We start from the raw sequence: 17,560 nt of genomic DNA, 5'->3' as shown, positions 1-17,560 counted from the left end.
ATTGTGTTGTGTTGTTTTTTTTGTTTTTTTTGGTTTTGTTTTTTTTCTTTGTTTTTGTGGTCCGCCCCCGCGCCGCGCCCCCCCCCCCCCCGCCGCGGGCCCCCCCGCCGCCGTTTTGCACCACCCCCTTACGACGAAGTGAGCCGCCGCCCATGGGCACCCCCGAGCTGATCTCCCCGCGTTCCCCGCGCGTAGCCGCCGCCCGGCGGCTGGCCCGCCGCAACTTCCGCGGCAAGGAGCGCCGGTTCATCGCCGAGGGCCCGCAGGCGGTCAGAGAGGCCGTCCGGCACAGCAACGGCGGCGAGCCGACCCTGCTGGAGGTCTTCGCGACGCCCGAGGCCGCCGAGCGGCACGAGGCCATCGTGGCCGCGGCCCAGGACGCCGGGGTACGCGTCCTGCTCGCCGACGACGACACGATCGCCGACCTCTCGCAGACCGTGACCCCGCAGGGCCTGGTCGGCGTCTGCCGCTTCCTGGACTCGCCGTTCGAGGAGATCCTGGCCGCGCGGCCCAAGCTGGTCGCGGTGCTGGCCAACGTCCGCGACCCCGGGAACGCCGGTACGGTACTGCGCTGCGCGGACGCCGCGGGTGCCGACGCCGTGGTGCTCACCGACGCCTCCGTGGACCTGTACAACCCCAAGTCCGTACGGGCCTCGGTCGGTTCGCTCTTCCACCTGCCGGTCGCCGTCGGCGTGCCGGTCGAGCGGGTCGTCGACGGGCTCAAGGGCGCGGGCGTGCGCATCCTGGCGGCGGACGGCGCGGGGGAGGCCGACCTGGACGCCGAGCTGGACGCGGGCACGATGAGCGGCCCGTCGGCCTGGATCTTCGGCAACGAGGCATGGGGCCTGCCGGCGGAGACCCGGGCGCTGGCCGACGCGGTCGTGCGGGTGCCCATCCACGGCAAGGCCGAGAGCCTGAACCTCGCGACCGCGGCCGCGGTGTGCCTGTACGCCTCCGCGCGCGCCCAGCGCACGCCCGGAGGGTGCCGCTCGGCCGCCGCGGAATAGTAGGGTGGCGTGCCCACACCGGAAGGGGGCAGCGGGATGAATGTGCGGACTTCCGGCACACGCGCGTCCGTGGTGGACGTCTGCCTCTCGGGCGACCCCGGCGAGAACCCTCCGCTCCCGTACGACGCGGCCGGCACGGCCGCCGGACTGGATCCGGACGAGCTCCCCGACGGCCTCGTGGTGGCCGACGAGACCGGCCGGGTGGTGTGCTTCAACGCCGCCGCCGCGCGGCTGACGGCCGTCGACCCGGGCGACGTGCTCGGGCTGCCCCTGGAGAGCGCGCTGCCGCTGCAGGACATCGAGGGTCGCCGCTGGTGGCAGCTGACCGACCCGTACGGCGGGCTGGCCATCCGCACCGGCCAGCCGGAGCGCAATCTGCTGCTCGGCGGCCGGGAGCTGCTGGTCTCCGCGCGGTACGTACGCGTCCGGCCGCTGGGCCCCGTGCGGCGCCTGGTCGTCACGCTGCGCGGCACCGAGGCGCGCCGCCGTACGGAGCTGAGCCACGCCGAGCTGATCGCCACCGTCGCGCACGAGCTGCGCTCGCCGCTGACCTCCGTGAAGGGCTTCACCGCGACCCTGCTGCAGAAGTGGGAGCGCTTCACCGACGACCAGAAGCGGCTGATGCTGGAGACCGTCGACGCGGACGCGAACCGTGTGACGCGGCTGATCGCCGAGCTGCTGGACATCTCGCGGATCGACTCGGGGCGGCTGGAGGTGCGCCGGCAGCGGGTCGACATGGCCGCGGCGGTACGGCGGCACGTCCAGGCGCAGACCACCGCGGGCCAGCGCCCGGACCGCTTCCTGATCCGCATGCGGGAACCGCTCCCCGACATGTGGGCCGATCCGGACAAGGTTGATCAAGTACTGGGCAACCTGCTGGAAAATGCGGTGCGGCACGGCGAGGGAACGGTCACCATCGAGGTGGCACCGACACCCATGACGACCGGCACGGAGGGGACGACCGTCACCGTGAGCGACGAGGGCCCCGGCATCCCCGAGGAGTCGATGAGCCGCGTCTTCACCCGCTTCTGGCGGGGCAGCAAGCGCGGCGGCACGGGCCTCGGCCTGTACATCGTCAAGGGCATCGTCGAGGCCCACGGCGGCACGATCACGGTCGGCCGGGCCCCGGCCGGCGGCGCGCAGTTCCGATTTACCCTGCCCGTCGGCACCCCGGCCTTCATGGCCTGACCGGGACCGACGGGCGCCGTCCTGCCTGGGGCGTCGGTGAGGCGTGGCCGCGATGCCCCTTAGACTTGACCTTTGGCACCTTTGGCACTCACGCGTCGGGGGCAAGCCGCGCGCCAAGACCACCGGAAGCACGGGAAGAGATGTCCGCACCCAATAAGTCGTACGACCCTGTTGAGGTCGAGGCCCTGAAACCGGAAGAGATCGAGCGCATGCGGGACGAGGCGCTCGCCGCCTTCGCCGCCGCGACCGACCTCGACGAGCTCGCTTCGGCGAAGACCGCCCACACCGGCGGCACCTCGCCGCTCGCGCTCGCCAACCGGGAGATCGGCGCCCTGCCCCCGCACGCCAAGGCGGACGCCGGCAAGCGCGTCGGCCAGGCCCGCGGCCGCGTGAACCAGGCCCTCAAGGTCCGCCAGGAGGAGCTGGAGGCCGAGCGGGACGCCCGCGTGCTGGTCGAGGAGGCGGTGGACGTCACGCTGCCGTACGACCGCGTGCAGGCCGGCGCCCGGCACCCGCTCACCACCCTCTCGGAGCGCATCGAGGACGTCTTCGTGGCCATGGGCTACGCGGTCGCCGAGGGCCCCGAGGTGGAGTCGGAGTGGCTGAACTTCGACGCGCTGAACATCGCCCCGGACCACCCGGCCCGCACGATGCAGGACACCTTCTTCGTCGAGTCGGCCGCCGACGGCGACGAGCGGCAGACCGGCGTGGTGCTGCGCACGCACACCTCGCCGGTGCAGATCCGCTCGATGCTGGACCGCGAGCCGCCGCTCTACGTGATCTGCCCGGGCCGCGTCTACCGCACCGACGAGCTGGACGCCACCCACACCCCCGTCTTCACCCAGGTCGAGCTGCTCGCCATCGACGAGGGCCTGACCATGGCGGACCTCAAGGGCACCCTGGACCACATGGTCCGGGCGCTGTTCGGCGAGGGCATGGAGACCCGGCTGCGCCCGAACTACTTCCCGTTCACCGAGCCGTCCGCCGAGATGGACATGGTGTGCTACGTGTGCCGCGGCGCGTCCGTGGGGAACCCCGACGCGCCCTGCCGCACCTGCTCCAGCGAGGGCTGGATCGAGCTGGGCGGCTGCGGCATGGTCAACCCGCGGGTGCTGACCGCCTGCGGCGTCGACCCGGAGAAGTACAGCGGATTCGCCTTCGGGTTCGGCATCGAGCGGATGCTGATGTTCCGCCACAACGTCGAGGACATGCGAGACATGGTCGAGGGTGACGTGCGCTTCACCCGGCCTTTCGGGATGGAGATCTGATGCGGGTCCCGCTTTCTTGGCTGCGGGAGTACGTCGACCTGCCGGCCGGTGAGTCCGGTCGTGACGTGCAGACCAAGCTGATTGCCTCCGGTCTGGAGGTGGAGACCGTCGAGCAGTTGGGCGCCGGCATCGAGGGCCCGCTGGTCGTCGGCCAGGTGCTCACGATCGAGGAGCTGGAGGGCTTCAAGAAGCCGATCCGCTTCTGCACGGTCGACGTCGGAGCGGCGAACGGCACGGGCGAGCCGCAGGAGATCGTCTGCGGCGCCCGTAACTTCGCCGTCGGCGACAAAGTCGTCGTGGTCCTTCCGGGCGCCACGCTGCCCGGCGACTTCAAGATCGCCGCGCGCAAGACCTATGGCAAGGTCTCGCACGGCATGATCTGCTCCGGGGACGAGCTGGGCATGGGCGACGACGGCACGCACGGCATCATCGTGCTGCCGCCCGAGATCGAGGTCGGCACCGACGCGATCCGGCTCCTTGAGCTGGTCGACGAGGTACTGGACATCGCGGTCACCCCGGACCGGGGTTACTGCCTCTCCATGCGCGGCGTCGCCCGCGAGACCGCCACCGCCTACGGTCTGCCGCTGCGCGACCCGGCGCTGCTGGACGTGCCGCCGCCGAACAGCTACGGCTACCCGGTCAAGGTCACCGACCCGATCGGCTGCAACCGCTTCACCGCCCGTACGGTCGTGGGCCTCCAGCCCGAGGCCCGCTCGCCGATCTGGCTGCGGCGCCGGCTGCAGAAGGCCGGCATGCGCCCGATCTCGCTCGCCGTCGACGTCACCAACTACGTGATGCTCGAACTGGGCCAGCCGCTGCACGCCTACGACCGCTCCCTCATCGAGGGCACGATCGGGGTCCGCCGAGCCGAGCCCGGCGAGAAGATCACGACGCTGGACGGCACGAAGCGCGTGCTGGACGCCGAGGACCTGGTCATCACCGACAACCGCGGGCCGATCGGCCTGGCGGGCGTCATGGGCGGCGCCAACACCGAGATCGCCGACCACGCGGCCGACCCGGAGACGGGTGAGGTGCGGGGCACGACCGAGGTCGTCATCGAGGCCGCGCACTTCAACGCGCTGACCATCGCGCGCACGGCCCGCCGCCACAAGCTGTCCTCCGAGGCGTCCAAGCGCTTCGAGCGCGGCGTGGACCCCGAGGCCGCGTCCGCCGCGGCCCAGCGGACCGTCGACCTGCTGGTCCTGCTCGCGGGCGGCACCGCCGAGGCGGGCGTGACGGAGATCGTGGCGCCCAGCGGGCCGCACACGATCACCATCCCGGCGGACCACCCGGACAAGGTCGCGGGCGTGGCGTACGGCCGCGAGACCGTCGTGCGCCGCCTTCAGCAGGTCGGCTGTGACGTGTACGGCCAGGACGAGCTGATGGTGACGGTGCCGTCCTGGCGCCCGGACCTCACCGACCCGAACGACCTCGCCGAAGAGGTCATCCGGCTGGAGGGCTACGAGAACCTGCCCGCCACGCTGCCGACGCCGCCCGCGGGCACCGGCCTGACCGAGCGGCAGCGGCTGCACCGCCGGGCCGGCCGCGCGCTGGCAGGCGCCGGGTACGTCGAGGCGCTGAACTACCCGTTCATCGGCGAGGCGGTCCTCGACCAGCTCGGCATCGAGGCGGACGACGCGCGCCGCCGGACCGTCAAGCTGGCCAACCCGCTTTCCGACGAGGAGCCCTCGCTCCGTACGACGCTGCTGCCGGGCCTGCTGTCCGCGCTGCGCCGCAACGACGGCCGGGGCGCGCACGACCTGGCGCTCTTCGAGACCGGCCTGGTCTTCCTGCCCACCGGTGACGAGAAGCCGGCCGCCCGGCTGCCCGTCGACCGCCGTCCGACCGACGCGGAGATCGCCGCGCTGAACGGCGCGCTGCCCGAGCAGCCGCGCCGCGCCGCCGTGGTCCTCGCGGGCGCCCGCGAGCAGGCCGGCTGGTGGGGCAAGGGCTACCCGGCGACCTGGGCCGACGCCGTCGAGGCGGGCCGCCTGGTGGCCCGTGAGGCGGGCGTGGACCTGATCGTCCGCCAGGACCAGCAGGCGCCCTGGCACCCGGGCCGCTGCGCCGCGCTGCGCGCGGTCGTGGACGGCGCGGAGGTGCTCGTCGGCCACGCCGGTGAGCTGCACCCGCGCGTCATCAAGGCGCTGGGCCTGCCGGAGCGGACCTGCGCGATGGAGATCGACCTGGACCTCCTGGAGCGGGCCGGTGCGGGTGTGGTGCCCGCGCCGCGGATCTCCACCTTCCCGGTCGCCACCCAGGACGTCGCGCTGATCGTCGACTCCGCGGTCCCGGCCGCCGACGTCGAGTCCGCGCTGCGGTCCGGGGCCGGTGAACTGCTGGAGGACCTGCGGCTGTTCGACGTCTTCACCGGCGAGCAGGTCGGCGAGGGCAAGAAGTCCCTGGCGTACGCGCTGCGCTTCCGCGCGGCCGACCGCACGCTGACCGCGGACGAGGCCACCGCGGCCCGTGACGCGGCGGTGGCGACGGCGGTGGAGCGTACGGGCGCGTCCCTCCGGGCGTAACGAAGCAGCACTGCGAGGGCGGGGGTTCGACGAGGGTCGAGCCCCCGCCCTCGTGCGTGCGGACCGCCGGCCGGTATGCCGGGGGAACGTCAACTCCCCGTGTCACTCGATGGGGTGAGAAGGCGGCGGTGGACGGGGGGCCCGACGCTTCGCGTCGCCAGAATCGATCACGCCGCGGAGCATTTATGCGGCGGCACCAGGGCAGGCGGGCGGCGCGCGACGGCACGCGACCACGCGACGGCACGGTCGAGGGGGAGCATCCGGATGAACCGCACCTGGAGGCGGTGGCCCGGCACGGCCTGCTTCCGCGTCCGGGCGTGGCGGCCGCTGCCGCCCGTGGCGGGAGAAACGTTCGGGAGCTTCGTCCGCCGGCTGTTCGTCCTCGTCCTCCCCGGGGTCTGGGTGGCCGGAGTCCTCGCCTGGGAGCTCACCGGTTCCGGCCACGGCCAGCCACTCCAACTGCTCGCCGCCGCCCCGGCCATCGCCTGCGCCGGCACCGGCCGCCGGGAGTGTGTCGTGCTCGGCGGCCTGTGCGCGCTCATCGCGCTGGTGCCGTTCGGCGCGGCCGACCAGTACACCCCGTCGGCGACCCGGCTGGGCACCTGCGCCGCGATCCTCGTCGTGGTCGCCGCCAGCTATCTGACGGCGGGGCGGCGGGCCCGCCTGCTCCGCGAGCTCGCGCGCACCCGGGACGTCGCGGAGGCGGCGCAGCGGCTCGTGCTGCGCCCGCTGCCGGAGCGGATCGACGGCATACGGATCGCCGCCGGGCACCTGTCGGCGGGCGAGGGCGCGCTCATCGGCGGGGACCTGTACGACGCGGTGCCGACGCGGTACGGCCTGCGGGTCGTCATCGGCGACGTGCGCGGCCACGGCCTGACGGCCATCGGCACGGTCTCGGCCATGCTCGGCTGCTTCCGCGAGGCCGCGCACGACGAGCCGGAGCTGTCCGGGGTGTTACGCCGTCTGGACCGCGCGCTGGCCCGGCACCTGGCCGAGCGGAGCCGGACGACGGAGCCGGGCTGCCCCCTGGCGGCGGAAGCCGAGGACCCGGGCGCGGCGGAGGAGTTCGTCACCGTCCTGCTGCTCCAGATCGCGCACGGCGGCGAGTACACCGCACTGAACTGCGGTCACCCCTGGCCGTATCGGTTCGGCGGCGGCACGGCCGAGCCGGTCGCCGAGGACGAACCGCTGCCCCCGCTCGGCCTGTTCCCGCTCCCGGACCGGCTCCGCCCGTTCTCCGGGCGGCTGGCCGGCCGCGAGGGGCTGTTGCTGTACACGGACGGCGCCGAGGACGCCCGCGACGCGCACGGTGCGTTCTTCCCGCTGCACACGGAACTGCTCGCGTGCCTGTCCGGGGCGGACACGTGCCCGCTCGCCCCCCGCGCCCTCGTCGCCGCCGTGCGCGACCGGATCGTCCGGCACGCGGGCGGCCGGCTCACCGACGACGTCGCCCTGCTCGCGCTCGCCGGCCCACAGCGTTCACACCCCGTGTGAACTTCCCCTGATTACGCTGGTGGTGAGGCGAAGCGCGCCCGCGACGAGCGAGGGCGCGGACCAGGAGGGGGCCATGGAGCCCAATACCCTGCTCGACGCGATCCTGGACGAGGCGGGCATCTCGCACGCCGGGCTGGCCGTGCACATCAACCAGCTCGGCCGCCGGCGCGGCCTGTCCCTGCGGTACGAACACACCGCCGTGGCCCGCTGGTTGAAGGGCCAGCGGCCGCGCGGCCAGGTCCCCGACCTGATCTGCGAGATCCTCAGCGACCGGCTGCACCGCCCGGTGGGCCTGGACGACATCGGGCTGAGCCGGCCCGGCGCCCGCCGCGCCGCCGACCACCCGCTCTCCGGCTTCGTCGAACGGGCCACCGCCCTGTGGCGCTCCGACGAGCAGCAGCGCCCGCACGTCCTCAGCGCGCCCGCGCTGACCGGGACCTCGGCGGTCATGCCCGTATGGGAGTGGGAGAACCCACCGGAGGACTCCGACGTCTCGCGCAGCGGCCTGACCCGGGTGAGCATGGCCGACATCGAGATGCTGCGCTCGGCGCGCACGCACTACGAGCAGATGTACCGCAAGGCCGGCGGCGTCGCGACCAGGGCGCGCATCGTCGGCTTCCTCAACACCGAGGCGGCGCCGCTGCTGCGCGGCAGCTACACCGACGCCACCGGCCGTCAGCTGCACCGCGCCACGGGCGGGCTGGTCGCCGTGGCCGGCATCTGTGCGTACGACTCGGACGCCTTCGGGCTCGCGCAGCGCTACTTCCACCAGGCGCTGCGGCTGGCCAAGGCGAGCGGCGACCGCGGGCTCGGCGCGTACATCATCGCGCTGCTGGTCAACCAGTCGCTGTTCACCCGCGAGTACCGCCAGGCGGTCGCCTTCGCCGAGGCGGCGCTGCGTGCCGCGGGCCCGCACATCACCGCTGCGCTGGCCGCCGACCTGTACGCGATGCAGGCGAAGGCGTACGCGCGGCTGGGCGACGGGGCCGGCGCGCTGTCCTGCATCCGCCGTGCCGAGGCCGCGGCGGAGCGCATCCGGCCGGGTCTGGAGCCGGACGAGACCGGCTACGTCCAGCCGGGCCTGGTCAACGTACAGGTGGCGGAGGCACTGCTCAGCCTGGGCGACCTGCGGGCCGCACAGGAACAGGCCACCGCCGCCGTCGACACCCCCGCGCACGACCGCGGCCGGGTGCACCGGCTCGCCATGCTCGCGCACATCGAGCTGAGACAGGGAGAGACCGAAAAGGCCGTTGCCAGCGCGACGCAGATGGCGGAACAGGCACGGGGCATGGAGTCGCAGCGGTTACGTGACCGCCTGCGGGCGGTACGCGAACTCCTTGCCGGAACCGGAAGCAGCGCCACCGACGCCGCGGCCGACTTGATCGATGAGGCGTTGCGCGTTCCGCTCTGACGGATGGCTCGTGTCCACGTGCCATCTCTTCGGCGGAAGGTGGCAGGCACGTGCGATGGAAAAACCTCAAGGAGCAGACCGTGTACGAGAACCGCTGGTTCCGGGTCAACCTCGCTGATGTGGAACTCCCGGACGGGCGGCATCTGGACCACTACCTGATCCGTATGCGGGCCGTAGCGGTGGCCACGGTGGTCAACGAGGCGAACGAGGTGCTGCTGCTGTGGCGGCACCGCTTCATCACCGACACCTGGGGCTGGGAGCTGGCCGCCGGGGTGGTCGAGGACGGCGAGGACGTCGCCGTCGCGGCCGCCCGTGAGATGGAGGAGGAGACCGGCTGGCGGCCCGGCCCCCTGACCCATCTGCTGTCCGTGGAGCCGTCCAACGGCCTCACGGACGCCCGGCACCACATCTACTGGTCCGACCGGGCGGAGTACGTCGGCCCTCCCGAGGACGACTTCGAGTCCGACCGGCGGGAGTGGGTACCGCTCAAGCTCGTGCCGGACATGGTGGCGCGGGGTGAGGTGCCGGCCGCCAACATGGCGGCGGCGCTGCTGATGCTGCATCACCTCCGGCTCGGCTGAGCAGCGGGTCCGCCACGGCCCTGGGCTGACCGGCGCCCCGCGCCGGTCAGTTCGTCAGGACCTGCCACACGGCGACCGCCAGGGCCGCGATCCCCGTGAGCGCGACGATGGACGGCAGTGGCCACCGTCCGTGTTCGATGCGCGTGAGCCGGCTGTGCAGCTCGTCCGCTTCGCGCTCGTACTGCTCGGACCGCTGCGCCAGCAGGGCGAGCTGGCCGTCGACGCGTGCGGTACGCACATCGCAGCAGCGCCTCAGCTCCGCCACGTCGGTGGCCACTGGGTCGGATTCAGGGTGGGCGGTCACTGTCCGCTCCTCATTCCTCTCGGATACTCGGTGTTTTTCGTACTACAGACAGTGAACAGCTTTGTGGGGCAGGGCGGGAGAGTGTGCGGCAGGAATATGCGAGTCAAGTGCGCACACCCCGTGTGAATCAGGCGTCGCCGACGTCCCGGCAGGGGTGCGCGGACTTCACACGGGGTGCGAATCGCGCACCCCAACCGGGCCCTTTCACACGGTCCCGACCATGGTGGCCGAGGAGTTGACTCAACAGGGCCACGGGGGCAGCAGCCGGCGGACGGGCGCCCGCCGGCGGTGTCCGACCGCCGTCTTTCCCCCGAGCGGCGGCGGACGGCCGGACGGCCCACGCCTTCGGATGCCGTCCGGCGCCCCCGTGGGACGACGACGGCCCGTGCCGCTCCGGAAGGAAGGGAGCGGCACGGGCCGGACGCGTAGGTGCGGACCGCTACGTTCCGTAACGGCCGAGCGGGCTCAGTACGCGTAGAAGCCCGAGCTGGTCTTGCGGCCCAGGCGGCCCGCGTCGACCATCCGCTGCAGCAGCGGGGGAGCGGCGTACAGCGGCTCCTTGAACTCCTCGTACATCGAGTCGGCGACCGAGGCCACGGTGTCCAGGCCGATCAGGTCGGCCAGCTTCAGCGGGCCCATCGGGTGGGCGCAGCCCAGCTCCATGCCGTTGTCGATGTCCTCGCGGCTGGCGGTGCCCTGCTCGAACATCCGGATCGCGGAGAGCAGGTAGGGGATCAGCAGCGCGTTGACGACGAAGCCGGAGCGGTCCTGGGCGCGGATGGCGTGCTTGCCCAGGTGGTCGCGGACCATCGCCTCGGCGCGCTTGATGGTGTCCTCGCCGGTGGTGAGCGCCGGGATGATCTCGACCAGCTTCTGCACCGGGGCGGGGTTGAAGAAGTGGATGCCGATGACCTGCTCCGGGCGGGAGGTCGCGACGGCGAGCTTCACCAGCGGGATGGAGGAGGTGTTGGAGGCCAGGATCGCGTCGGGGCGCGTGACGACCTGGTCGAGCACCTGGAAGATCTCGGTCTTGACCTGCTCGTTCTCCACGACCGCCTCGATGACGAGGTCGCGGTCGGAGAATTCGCCGAGGTCGGTGGTGAAGCTGAGCCGGGCGAGCGTCGCGTCGCGCTCCGCGGTGGTGATCTTGCCGCGCTCGGCCGCCTTGCCGAGGGAATTGGTCAGGCGGGTGCGGCCGAGCTCCAGGGCCTCGCCGGTGGTCTCGGCGACCATGACCTCCAGGCCGGCCCGCGCACATACCTCGGCGATGCCGGCGCCCATCTGGCCGCAGCCGACCACTCCGACGCGTTCGATGTCGGTCACATCGTGCCTTTCGCTGATCTTCGGGACCGGCGGGGGCCGTAAGGGTCCGACGCCCGCCTCGGCCCCGACGTTACTCCGCGCGCTGGTGCGCAGGGGCGGGCGGGGCGGGCATTCTGAGCGTGGAGAGCCGGACGTACCGGACGGAAGGGGTGGCGGTATGCGACGAATAGGGAGAATCGCCCGGAACAGTTTCACTCGCAGAGGTTTCACGGTGGCGGCGCTCGGGGCGGCGTCCTCGATGCTCTGGACGCCGGGTGCGGCGGCGAGCACGCCGGGCGGGGCCGGGAACCCCGTCGAAGGCGCAGGTCACGGGCGGGGGCGGGACGACGAGGTCAGCCGTCGGTCGGAGTTCCGGGGGATGTGGCTGGCGACCGTGGCCAACCGCGACTGGCCCTCCAAGCCGGGCCTGACCGCCGCGCAGCAGCAGGCCGAACTGGTCGCGTACCTCGACAAGGCGGCCGCCGCCCGGCTGAACGCGGTGATCTTCCAGGTGCGCCCCACCGCCGACGCGCTGTGGCCCTCCCCGTACGAGCCGTGGTCGCAGTACCTCACCGGCGTCCAGGGCCGCGACCCCGGCTGGGACCCGCTGGACTTCGCCGTCCGCGAGGCGCACGCGCGCGATCTGGAGCTGCACGCGTGGTTCAACCCGTACCGCGTCGCCAACCACACCGACCCCACGAAACTCGTCCCCACCCACCCCGCCCGGCTGCACCCGGAATGGGTGCTGCCCTACGGCGGCAAGCTCTACTACAACCCCGGCCTGCCGGAGGTCCGCGCCTTCGTCCTCGACGCGATCATGGACGCGGTGCGCCGCTACCCCGTGGACGGCGTCCACTTCGACGACTACTTCTACCCCTATCCGGTCGCGGGCCAGGTCTTCGACGACGACGCGGCCTACGCGGAGTACGGTGACGCCTTCCCGGACCGGGCGAGCTGGCGCCGCGACAACATCGACCAGCTGGTGCGCGAGCTGGGGGAACGGGTCCGTACGACCCGGCGCACGGCCCGCTTCGGCGTCAGCCCGTTCGGGGTCTGGCGCAACCAGGCCACCGACCCGACGGGCTCCGACACCCGGGCGGGCGTGCAGACGTACGACGATCTGTACGCCGACACGCGGAAGTGGGTCCGCGAGGAGTGGCTCGACTACGTCGTCCCGCAGGTCTACTGGAACATCGGCTTCGCCGCCGCCGACTACGCCAAGCTCGTGCCCTGGTGGGCCCGGACCGTGGACGGCACCCGCGTGCACCTCTACATCGGCGAGGCCCTCTACAAGGCCGGCGACCCGGCCCAGCCCGCACCCTGGCAGAACCCGCTCGAACTCTCCCGCCACCTCACCTTCGACGGCGGCTACCGGCAGGTGCGCGGCAACGTCTACTTCTCCGCGAAGGAGGTGGCCACGGACCGTACGGGGGCGATGGCGCGGGTGGTGGCCGACCACTATCCGTCACGGGTGCGGCCGCCGCGCTGACCGGGCGGGACCCGGCCGGCACCGCCCCGTCACGCCGATGGCCGATCGCGAGCGGCGCCCGGAACGGCCGCCGGGCCTAAACTGACCGTGAGGGCGCGCGGTTCCCCAGCGGCACGGCTCAGCGCCCGCGACGACTGCGTGCCGGCAGGTCCGGGCGCATCCCCGACCATCCGGATGGAGGTCAGCTCTGATGGAGGCCCACAAAGGCGACCGGTTGCTGGTGCACGGCAGGATCGTCGGCCAGCACGACCGGGAAGCCGAGGTCGTCGAAGTACTCGGAATGAACGGGACCCCGCCGTACCGCGTCCGCTTCGAGGACGGCCATGAAGCGATCATGTCGCCCGGCCCCGACACCGTCGTACGGCACGAGAAGTCGACGGACGGCTGACAGCCATACCGAGACGGCCGACGGCGATACCGACAGGACGAGGGCCCGGCGGGAGACCGCCGGGCCCTTGCCGTGCACATGCGCCCGGTGTCGATCATGGCGGGGGTGGCGGAACATCACACTCCGGCCGTCAATGCCGAACATGCCCCGCAAATATGTGACTTCATCTGTGACAGCGGGGCTCTCGGCGGCGGAAGCGCTCTTACCATCACCGAATGACTGTTCGCCTCACGCTGGTCGCTGCCGGGCGCAGCTCCTCGTTGCTCGAAGCGCGCTTCGACGACGACCGGCCGCTGGACGTGATGGGGTGGCACGAGGTCGAGCGGGCAGCGCCCGCCCTGAGCCCGCTGGCCGCCGCCGAGCTCCGTTACTGCTCACCCTCGGCCCGCAGCCGCGAGACCGGCGAGCTCCTCGGCCTCACCCCCCTGGTGCAGCCCGCGCTGCGCGACTGCGACATGGGCCGGTGGCGCGGGCGCACGCTGCGCGACGTGGCGGCCGCCGAGCCGCAGGCCGTGGACGCCTGGCTCGCGGACCCGCGCACGGCACCGCACGGCGGCGAGTCCCTGCTCGCGTTCATCATCCGGGTCGGCAACTGGCTCGACACCCGCCCGGTCGGCGACGGCGGCAGCGCCCTCGCCGTCGCCGAACCCGGCGTGATCCGCGCCGCCCTCATCTACGCCCTCAAGGTCCCGCCGCACGCCTACTGGCACCTCGACGTCCTCCCCCTCTCGGTGACCGCCCTCCACGGCCACCAGGGCTCCTGGACCCTCGTACTGTCGTCCTGAATTTCAGAGCGTGACGTCGACCGTGAGCGGTGCCGGCCCGGGGCGTTCTTCGGTGCGGGCGATCCGCCCCGCCGCGCGGACGTCGGCGGCGACCAGGGTGAACGCCTCCAGTGCCGTGGACGGTCCGGTGATCACCGCCCCCGTCACCGTCGTCCGCATGGACACCTTGGCCGCGGACTTCGCCCGGCGGACCGCGGTGAGGACCTCCGCCGCCGTGTCGAGCAGCGCGGGGTCCGTGCCGTCCGCGAGCGCGCGCAGCGGGTCCGCTTCCGGCCAGGGGGCGCGGTGCACCGAGCCGGGCGCCCACCACGACCAGACCTCCTCCGTGACGAACGGCAGCACCGGCGCGAAGAGGCGCAGCAGCGTGCTCAGCACGGTCGTGAGGGTGGCCCGCGCCGAGGCCGCCCCGGCGGCGTCGGTCTCCGCCGTTCCGTACGCCCGGTCCTTGACCAGTTCCAGGTAGTCGTCGCAGAAGCGCCAGAAGAACCGTTCGGTGTGGTCCAGGGCGCGGGCGTAGTCGAAGTCCTCGAAGGCGGCGGTGGCTTCCTCGACCGTTGCGGCCAGGACGGAGAGGAGGGAACGGTCGAGTGGTTCGGTGACCGGTGTGCCGTCCGCGACCGGCGCGAAGCCGAGGACGAACCGGCTCGCGTTGAGGATCTTCGTGGCCAGCCGGCGGCCGATCTTCATCTGGCCGGTGTCGAACGCGGTGTCCGTGCCGGGGCGCCCGCTCGCCGCCCAGTACCGCACCGCGTCGGACCCGTGGTGCGCCAGCAGGTCCAGCGGCGTGACGGTGTTCCCCTTCGACTTCGACATCTTCTTGCGGTCCGGGTCGAGGATCCAGCCGGAGATCGTGGCGTGCCGCCACGGCAGTGTGCCGTGCTCGGCGTGCGCGCGGACGACCGTGGAGAACAGCCAGGTACGGATGATCTCGTGAGCCTGCGGCCGGACGTCCATCGGGAAGACCCGCTCGAAGAGGTCGGGGTCGGCCGGCCAGCCGGCCGCGATCTGCGGGGTGAGGGAGGAGGTCGCCCAGGTGTCCATGACGTCCGGATCCCCGATGAAGCCGTCCGGGGCACCGCGCTGCGCCTCCGTGTACCCGGGCGGTGCCTCGGCGCTCGGGTCGACGGGCAGCGCCGCCGTGTCCGGGACGATCGGCGTGCCGTAATCGGGGGCGCCCGTGGCGTCCAGCGGGTACCAGACGGGGATCGGCACGCCGAAGAACCGCTGCCGGCTGATCAGCCAGTCACCGTTCAGGCCGCCGACCCAGTTCTCGTACCGGACGCGCATCCGGTCCGGGTGCCAGTGCAACTCGGCGCCACGCCGCAGCAGTTCGTCCCGCAGCGGCCGGTCCCGGCCGCCGTTGCGGAGGTACCACTGGCGGGTGGTGACGATCTCCAGCGGCTTGTCGCCCTTCTCGTAGAACTTCACCGGGTGGGTGACGGGGCGGGGCTCGCCGGTCAGCTCGCCGCTCTCCCGCAGCATGGCGACGACGCGCTCGCGGGCGGTGAACGCGGTGGCCCCGGCCAGCTCTCCGTACGCCGCCCGGGCCCGCTCGCTCTCCAGCCAGGCGGGCGGCCCGGCGGCGAAGCGGCCGTCCCAGCCGATGACCGGGCGGGTCGGCAGCGCCAGCTCACGCCACCACGTCACGTCCGTCGTGTCGCCGAAGGTGCAGATCATGGCGGCGCCGGTGCCCTTCTCCGGGTCGGCGAGCCGGTGCGCGAGGACGGGCACCTCGACCCCGAAGAGCGGGGTGCGCACGGTCTTCCCGAACAGTTCCTGATAGCGCGCGTCGTCCGGATGCGCGACGACCGCGACGCACGCGGGCAGCAGCTCGGGACGCGTCGTCTCGACGAGGAGCGGCGGGACGGGCGAGGGGCCGGAGGCGGCGTCCGTCCGCGCGAACGCCAGCCGGTGGTACGCGGCGGGGCGGTCCCGGTCCTCCAGCTCGGCCTGGGCGACCGCCGTACGGAACGTGACGTCCCACAGCGTGGGCGCCTCGGCCGAGTACGCCTCGCCGCGCGCGAGGTTCCGCAGGAAGGCGTACTGGGAGACCGTCCGGGCCGTGTCCCCGATCGTGCGGTACGTCAGCGTCCAGTCGACCGACAGGCCGAGGCGCCGCCACAGCTCCTCGAACGCCTCCTCGTCGACGGCGGTCAGCCGCTCGCACAGCTCGATGAAATTCCGCCGGGAGACGGGCAGTTGACGCTTTCCTGGCCGCTCCGGCGGGCGGAAGTCCGGGTCGTACGGCAGCGACGGGTCGCAGCGCACCCCGAAGTGGTGCTGGACGCGCCGCTCGGTCGGCAGCCCGTTGTCGTCCCACCCCATCGGGTAGAAGACCTCCCGGCCGCGCATCCGCTGGTAGCGGGCGACCGCGTCGGTGTGCGTGTACGAGAAGACGTGGCCGATGTGGAGGGAGCCGCTGACCGTGGGCGGCGGGGTGTCGATCGAGAAGACCCGGCCGCGCTCGGCGGACCGGTCGAATACATGGACGCCCGACTCTTCCCACTGCCGGGACCACTTCTCTTCCAGCCCGTCGAGAACGGGCCGCTCGGGAACGCCGCGCGGGCGCTGAGGGGACGTCATGCGGGGCCATGCTAGTCACGCCCCCGCGCCCGCGGCCTCCCGTTTTCCGCGCGTCGCCACCCGGCCGCCTTTCCGCGGTCCTCAGCCCAGCTGCCGCACCGGCGCCCCCGCCACGAACGCCGCGATGTCCTCCACCGCCTGCTGGAAGTACCCCTCGTAATTGCGCCGCGTCACATAGCCCAGGTGCGGCGTGGCCAGCAGATTCGGCAGCGACCTGTACGGATGCCCCGCGGACAGCGGCTCCTCGTCGAACACGTCGACCCCCGCGCCCGCGATCCACCCGCCGCGCAGCGCCTCCGCGAGCGCGTCCTGGTCGATGATCGCGGCCCGCGAGGTGTTGACGAGATACGCCGTCGGCCGCATCCGCTTCAGCTCCGCCGCGCCGAGCAGCCCCCGCGTCCGCTCCCCGAGCACCAGGTGCACGGAGACGAAGTCGCTGCTCTCCAGCAGCTCCTCCTTCGTGTGCAGCCGCCGGACGCCTGCCGCCGCGGCCCGCTCGTCCGTGAGGTTACGGCTCCACGCCACGACGTCCATCCCGAACGCCTGGCCGACGGCTGCCACCCTCGTACCGATCTTCCCCAGCCCCAGCAGCCCGAGCCGCCGCCCGTGCAGGTCGGCGCCCACCGTGCTCTGCCACGGCCCACCCTCCCGCAGCGCGGTGTTCTCCCGGACGAGGCCGCGGGCCAGGCCCAGCAGCAGCGCCCAGGTCAGCTCGACCGGCGGCTCCGTATTGCTGGCCGTACCGCACACGGTCACGCCGTGCCGGGCCGCCGCTTCCAGGTCGATCGCGGCGTTGCGCATACCGGAGGTGATCAGCAGTCGCAGCCGGGGGAGCCGGGCGAACAACTCCGCGGGGAACGGCGTCCGTTCGCGCATCACGACGAGGATCTCGCAGTCCCCGACCGCTTCGACCAGCCGCTCCCGGTCCCCGATGTACTCCCGTACGACGCGCACGTCGACGTCCCCGGCCACCGCGCTCCAGTCCGCCATGGACAGCGCGACGCCCTGGTAGTCGTCGAGCACCGCACACCGCAGCTTCATTCTCAGCCCCTCCTGTCCGGACCCGGCCCCGGCCGGTCGTACCGTTGTCGATCTTGCTCCTGGTTGTGTGGAGACTCCACAATATCCCAAGGCCGGACTCCGTTGATCACGCTACCTGCCTCTCCCCAATCTCCTTGGCAGAGTGGCCGGTGAGTCGACGACTCGCCCCGTGAATGGGTCCCTCGGCCACGCGG

General features: G+C 72.6%; 14 protein-coding genes. 10 read left to right on the top strand and 4 right to left on the bottom strand.

Features of this window, described 5'->3' with window-relative positions; all coding sequences use genetic code 11:
* Window positions 1–152 precede the first annotated feature (152 nt).
* The 7 genes from ABT381_RS11135 (at window position 153) to ABT381_RS11105 (ending at window position 9,474) form a co-directional block, all read left to right on the top strand.
* Window positions 153–1,007: a TrmH family RNA methyltransferase gene (locus ABT381_RS11135; RefSeq protein WP_351591123.1), complete on the top strand. Its 855-nt coding sequence runs from the start codon at window positions 153–155 to the stop codon at window positions 1,005–1,007.
* A 36-nt stretch (window positions 1,008–1,043) separates the two neighbouring features.
* The gene (locus tag ABT381_RS11130; protein WP_351591121.1) at window positions 1,044–2,195 is read left to right on the top strand and encodes a sensor histidine kinase; all 1,152 of its coding nucleotides are present in this window, start codon (window positions 1,044–1,046) and stop codon (window positions 2,193–2,195) included.
* A gap of 140 nt (window positions 2,196–2,335) precedes the next feature.
* The gene (pheS, locus tag ABT381_RS11125; RefSeq protein WP_351591118.1) at window positions 2,336–3,463 is read left to right on the top strand and encodes a phenylalanine--tRNA ligase subunit alpha; all 1,128 of its coding nucleotides are present in this window, start codon (window positions 2,336–2,338) and stop codon (window positions 3,461–3,463) included.
* Window positions 3,463–5,988: a phenylalanine--tRNA ligase subunit beta gene (gene pheT, locus ABT381_RS11120; RefSeq protein WP_351591115.1), complete on the top strand. Its 2,526-nt coding sequence runs from the start codon at window positions 3,463–3,465 to the stop codon at window positions 5,986–5,988. Before pheS ends, pheT begins: the two co-directional genes overlap by 1 nt.
* A 264-nt stretch (window positions 5,989–6,252) precedes the next feature.
* Window positions 6,253–7,482, top strand: a complete 1,230-nt coding sequence (locus ABT381_RS11115; RefSeq protein ID WP_351591112.1) for a PP2C family protein-serine/threonine phosphatase — start codon at window positions 6,253–6,255, stop codon at window positions 7,480–7,482.
* Window positions 7,483–7,555: 73 nt separating this feature from the next.
* Window positions 7,556–8,893, top strand: coding sequence for an NsdA family TPR-like regulatory protein (locus ABT381_RS11110; protein WP_351591109.1), 1,338 nt, complete (start codon window positions 7,556–7,558; stop codon window positions 8,891–8,893).
* Between the two features lie 50 nt (window positions 8,894–8,943).
* A complete protein-coding gene (locus ABT381_RS11105) occupies window positions 8,944–9,474 on the top strand; it encodes an NUDIX hydrolase (RefSeq protein WP_351591106.1) in 531 nt (176 codons plus the stop codon).
* Between the two features lie 46 nt (window positions 9,475–9,520).
* Here the strand turns inward: ABT381_RS11105 and ABT381_RS11100 are convergent, their stop codons facing one another.
* On the bottom strand, window positions 9,521–9,778 hold the full coding sequence (locus ABT381_RS11100; protein WP_351591103.1) for a hypothetical protein: 258 nt from the start codon (window positions 9,776–9,778) through the stop codon (window positions 9,521–9,523).
* Window positions 9,779–10,243: 465 nt separating this feature from the next.
* On the bottom strand, window positions 10,244–11,101 hold the full coding sequence (locus ABT381_RS11095) for a 3-hydroxybutyryl-CoA dehydrogenase (RefSeq protein ID WP_351591100.1): 858 nt from the start codon (window positions 11,099–11,101) through the stop codon (window positions 10,244–10,246).
* Between the two features lie 166 nt (window positions 11,102–11,267).
* Between ABT381_RS11095 and ABT381_RS11090 the strand changes: the two genes are divergently transcribed.
* The 3 genes from ABT381_RS11090 to ABT381_RS11080 all read left to right on the top strand — a co-directional run bounded on the left by ABT381_RS11090 (window position 11,268) and on the right by ABT381_RS11080 (window position 13,742).
* Window positions 11,268–12,569, top strand: coding sequence for a glycoside hydrolase family 10-like protein (locus ABT381_RS11090; RefSeq protein WP_467754499.1), 1,302 nt, complete (start codon window positions 11,268–11,270; stop codon window positions 12,567–12,569).
* A 190-nt stretch (window positions 12,570–12,759) separates the two neighbouring features.
* A complete protein-coding gene (locus ABT381_RS11085) occupies window positions 12,760–12,957 on the top strand; it encodes a DUF1918 domain-containing protein (RefSeq protein ID WP_351591094.1) in 198 nt (65 codons plus the stop codon).
* A 215-nt stretch (window positions 12,958–13,172) separates the two neighbouring features.
* A complete protein-coding gene (locus ABT381_RS11080) occupies window positions 13,173–13,742 on the top strand; it encodes a histidine phosphatase family protein (protein ID WP_351591091.1) in 570 nt (189 codons plus the stop codon).
* 3 nt (window positions 13,743–13,745) lie between these two features.
* On the opposite strand, the gene valS is transcribed toward ABT381_RS11080, so the two are convergent.
* Both valS and ABT381_RS11070 read right to left on the bottom strand, forming a co-directional pair.
* Entirely contained in the window at window positions 13,746–16,325 is a 2,580-nt protein-coding gene (valS, locus tag ABT381_RS11075; RefSeq protein ID WP_351591088.1) for a valine--tRNA ligase, read from the bottom strand.
* Between the two features lie 81 nt (window positions 16,326–16,406).
* Window positions 16,407–17,366, bottom strand: coding sequence for a D-2-hydroxyacid dehydrogenase family protein (locus ABT381_RS11070; RefSeq protein ID WP_351591085.1), 960 nt, complete (start codon window positions 17,364–17,366; stop codon window positions 16,407–16,409).
* Window positions 17,367–17,560 lie beyond the last annotated feature (194 nt).

The sequence above is a fragment of the Streptomyces sp. NPDC000151 genome, assembly GCF_040301705.1.
GTDB lineage: Bacteria > Actinomycetota > Actinomycetes > Streptomycetales > Streptomycetaceae > Streptomyces.
The sequence above is the reverse complement of the archived record's forward strand: the minus strand, read 5'-3'. Positions and strand labels throughout refer to the sequence as shown.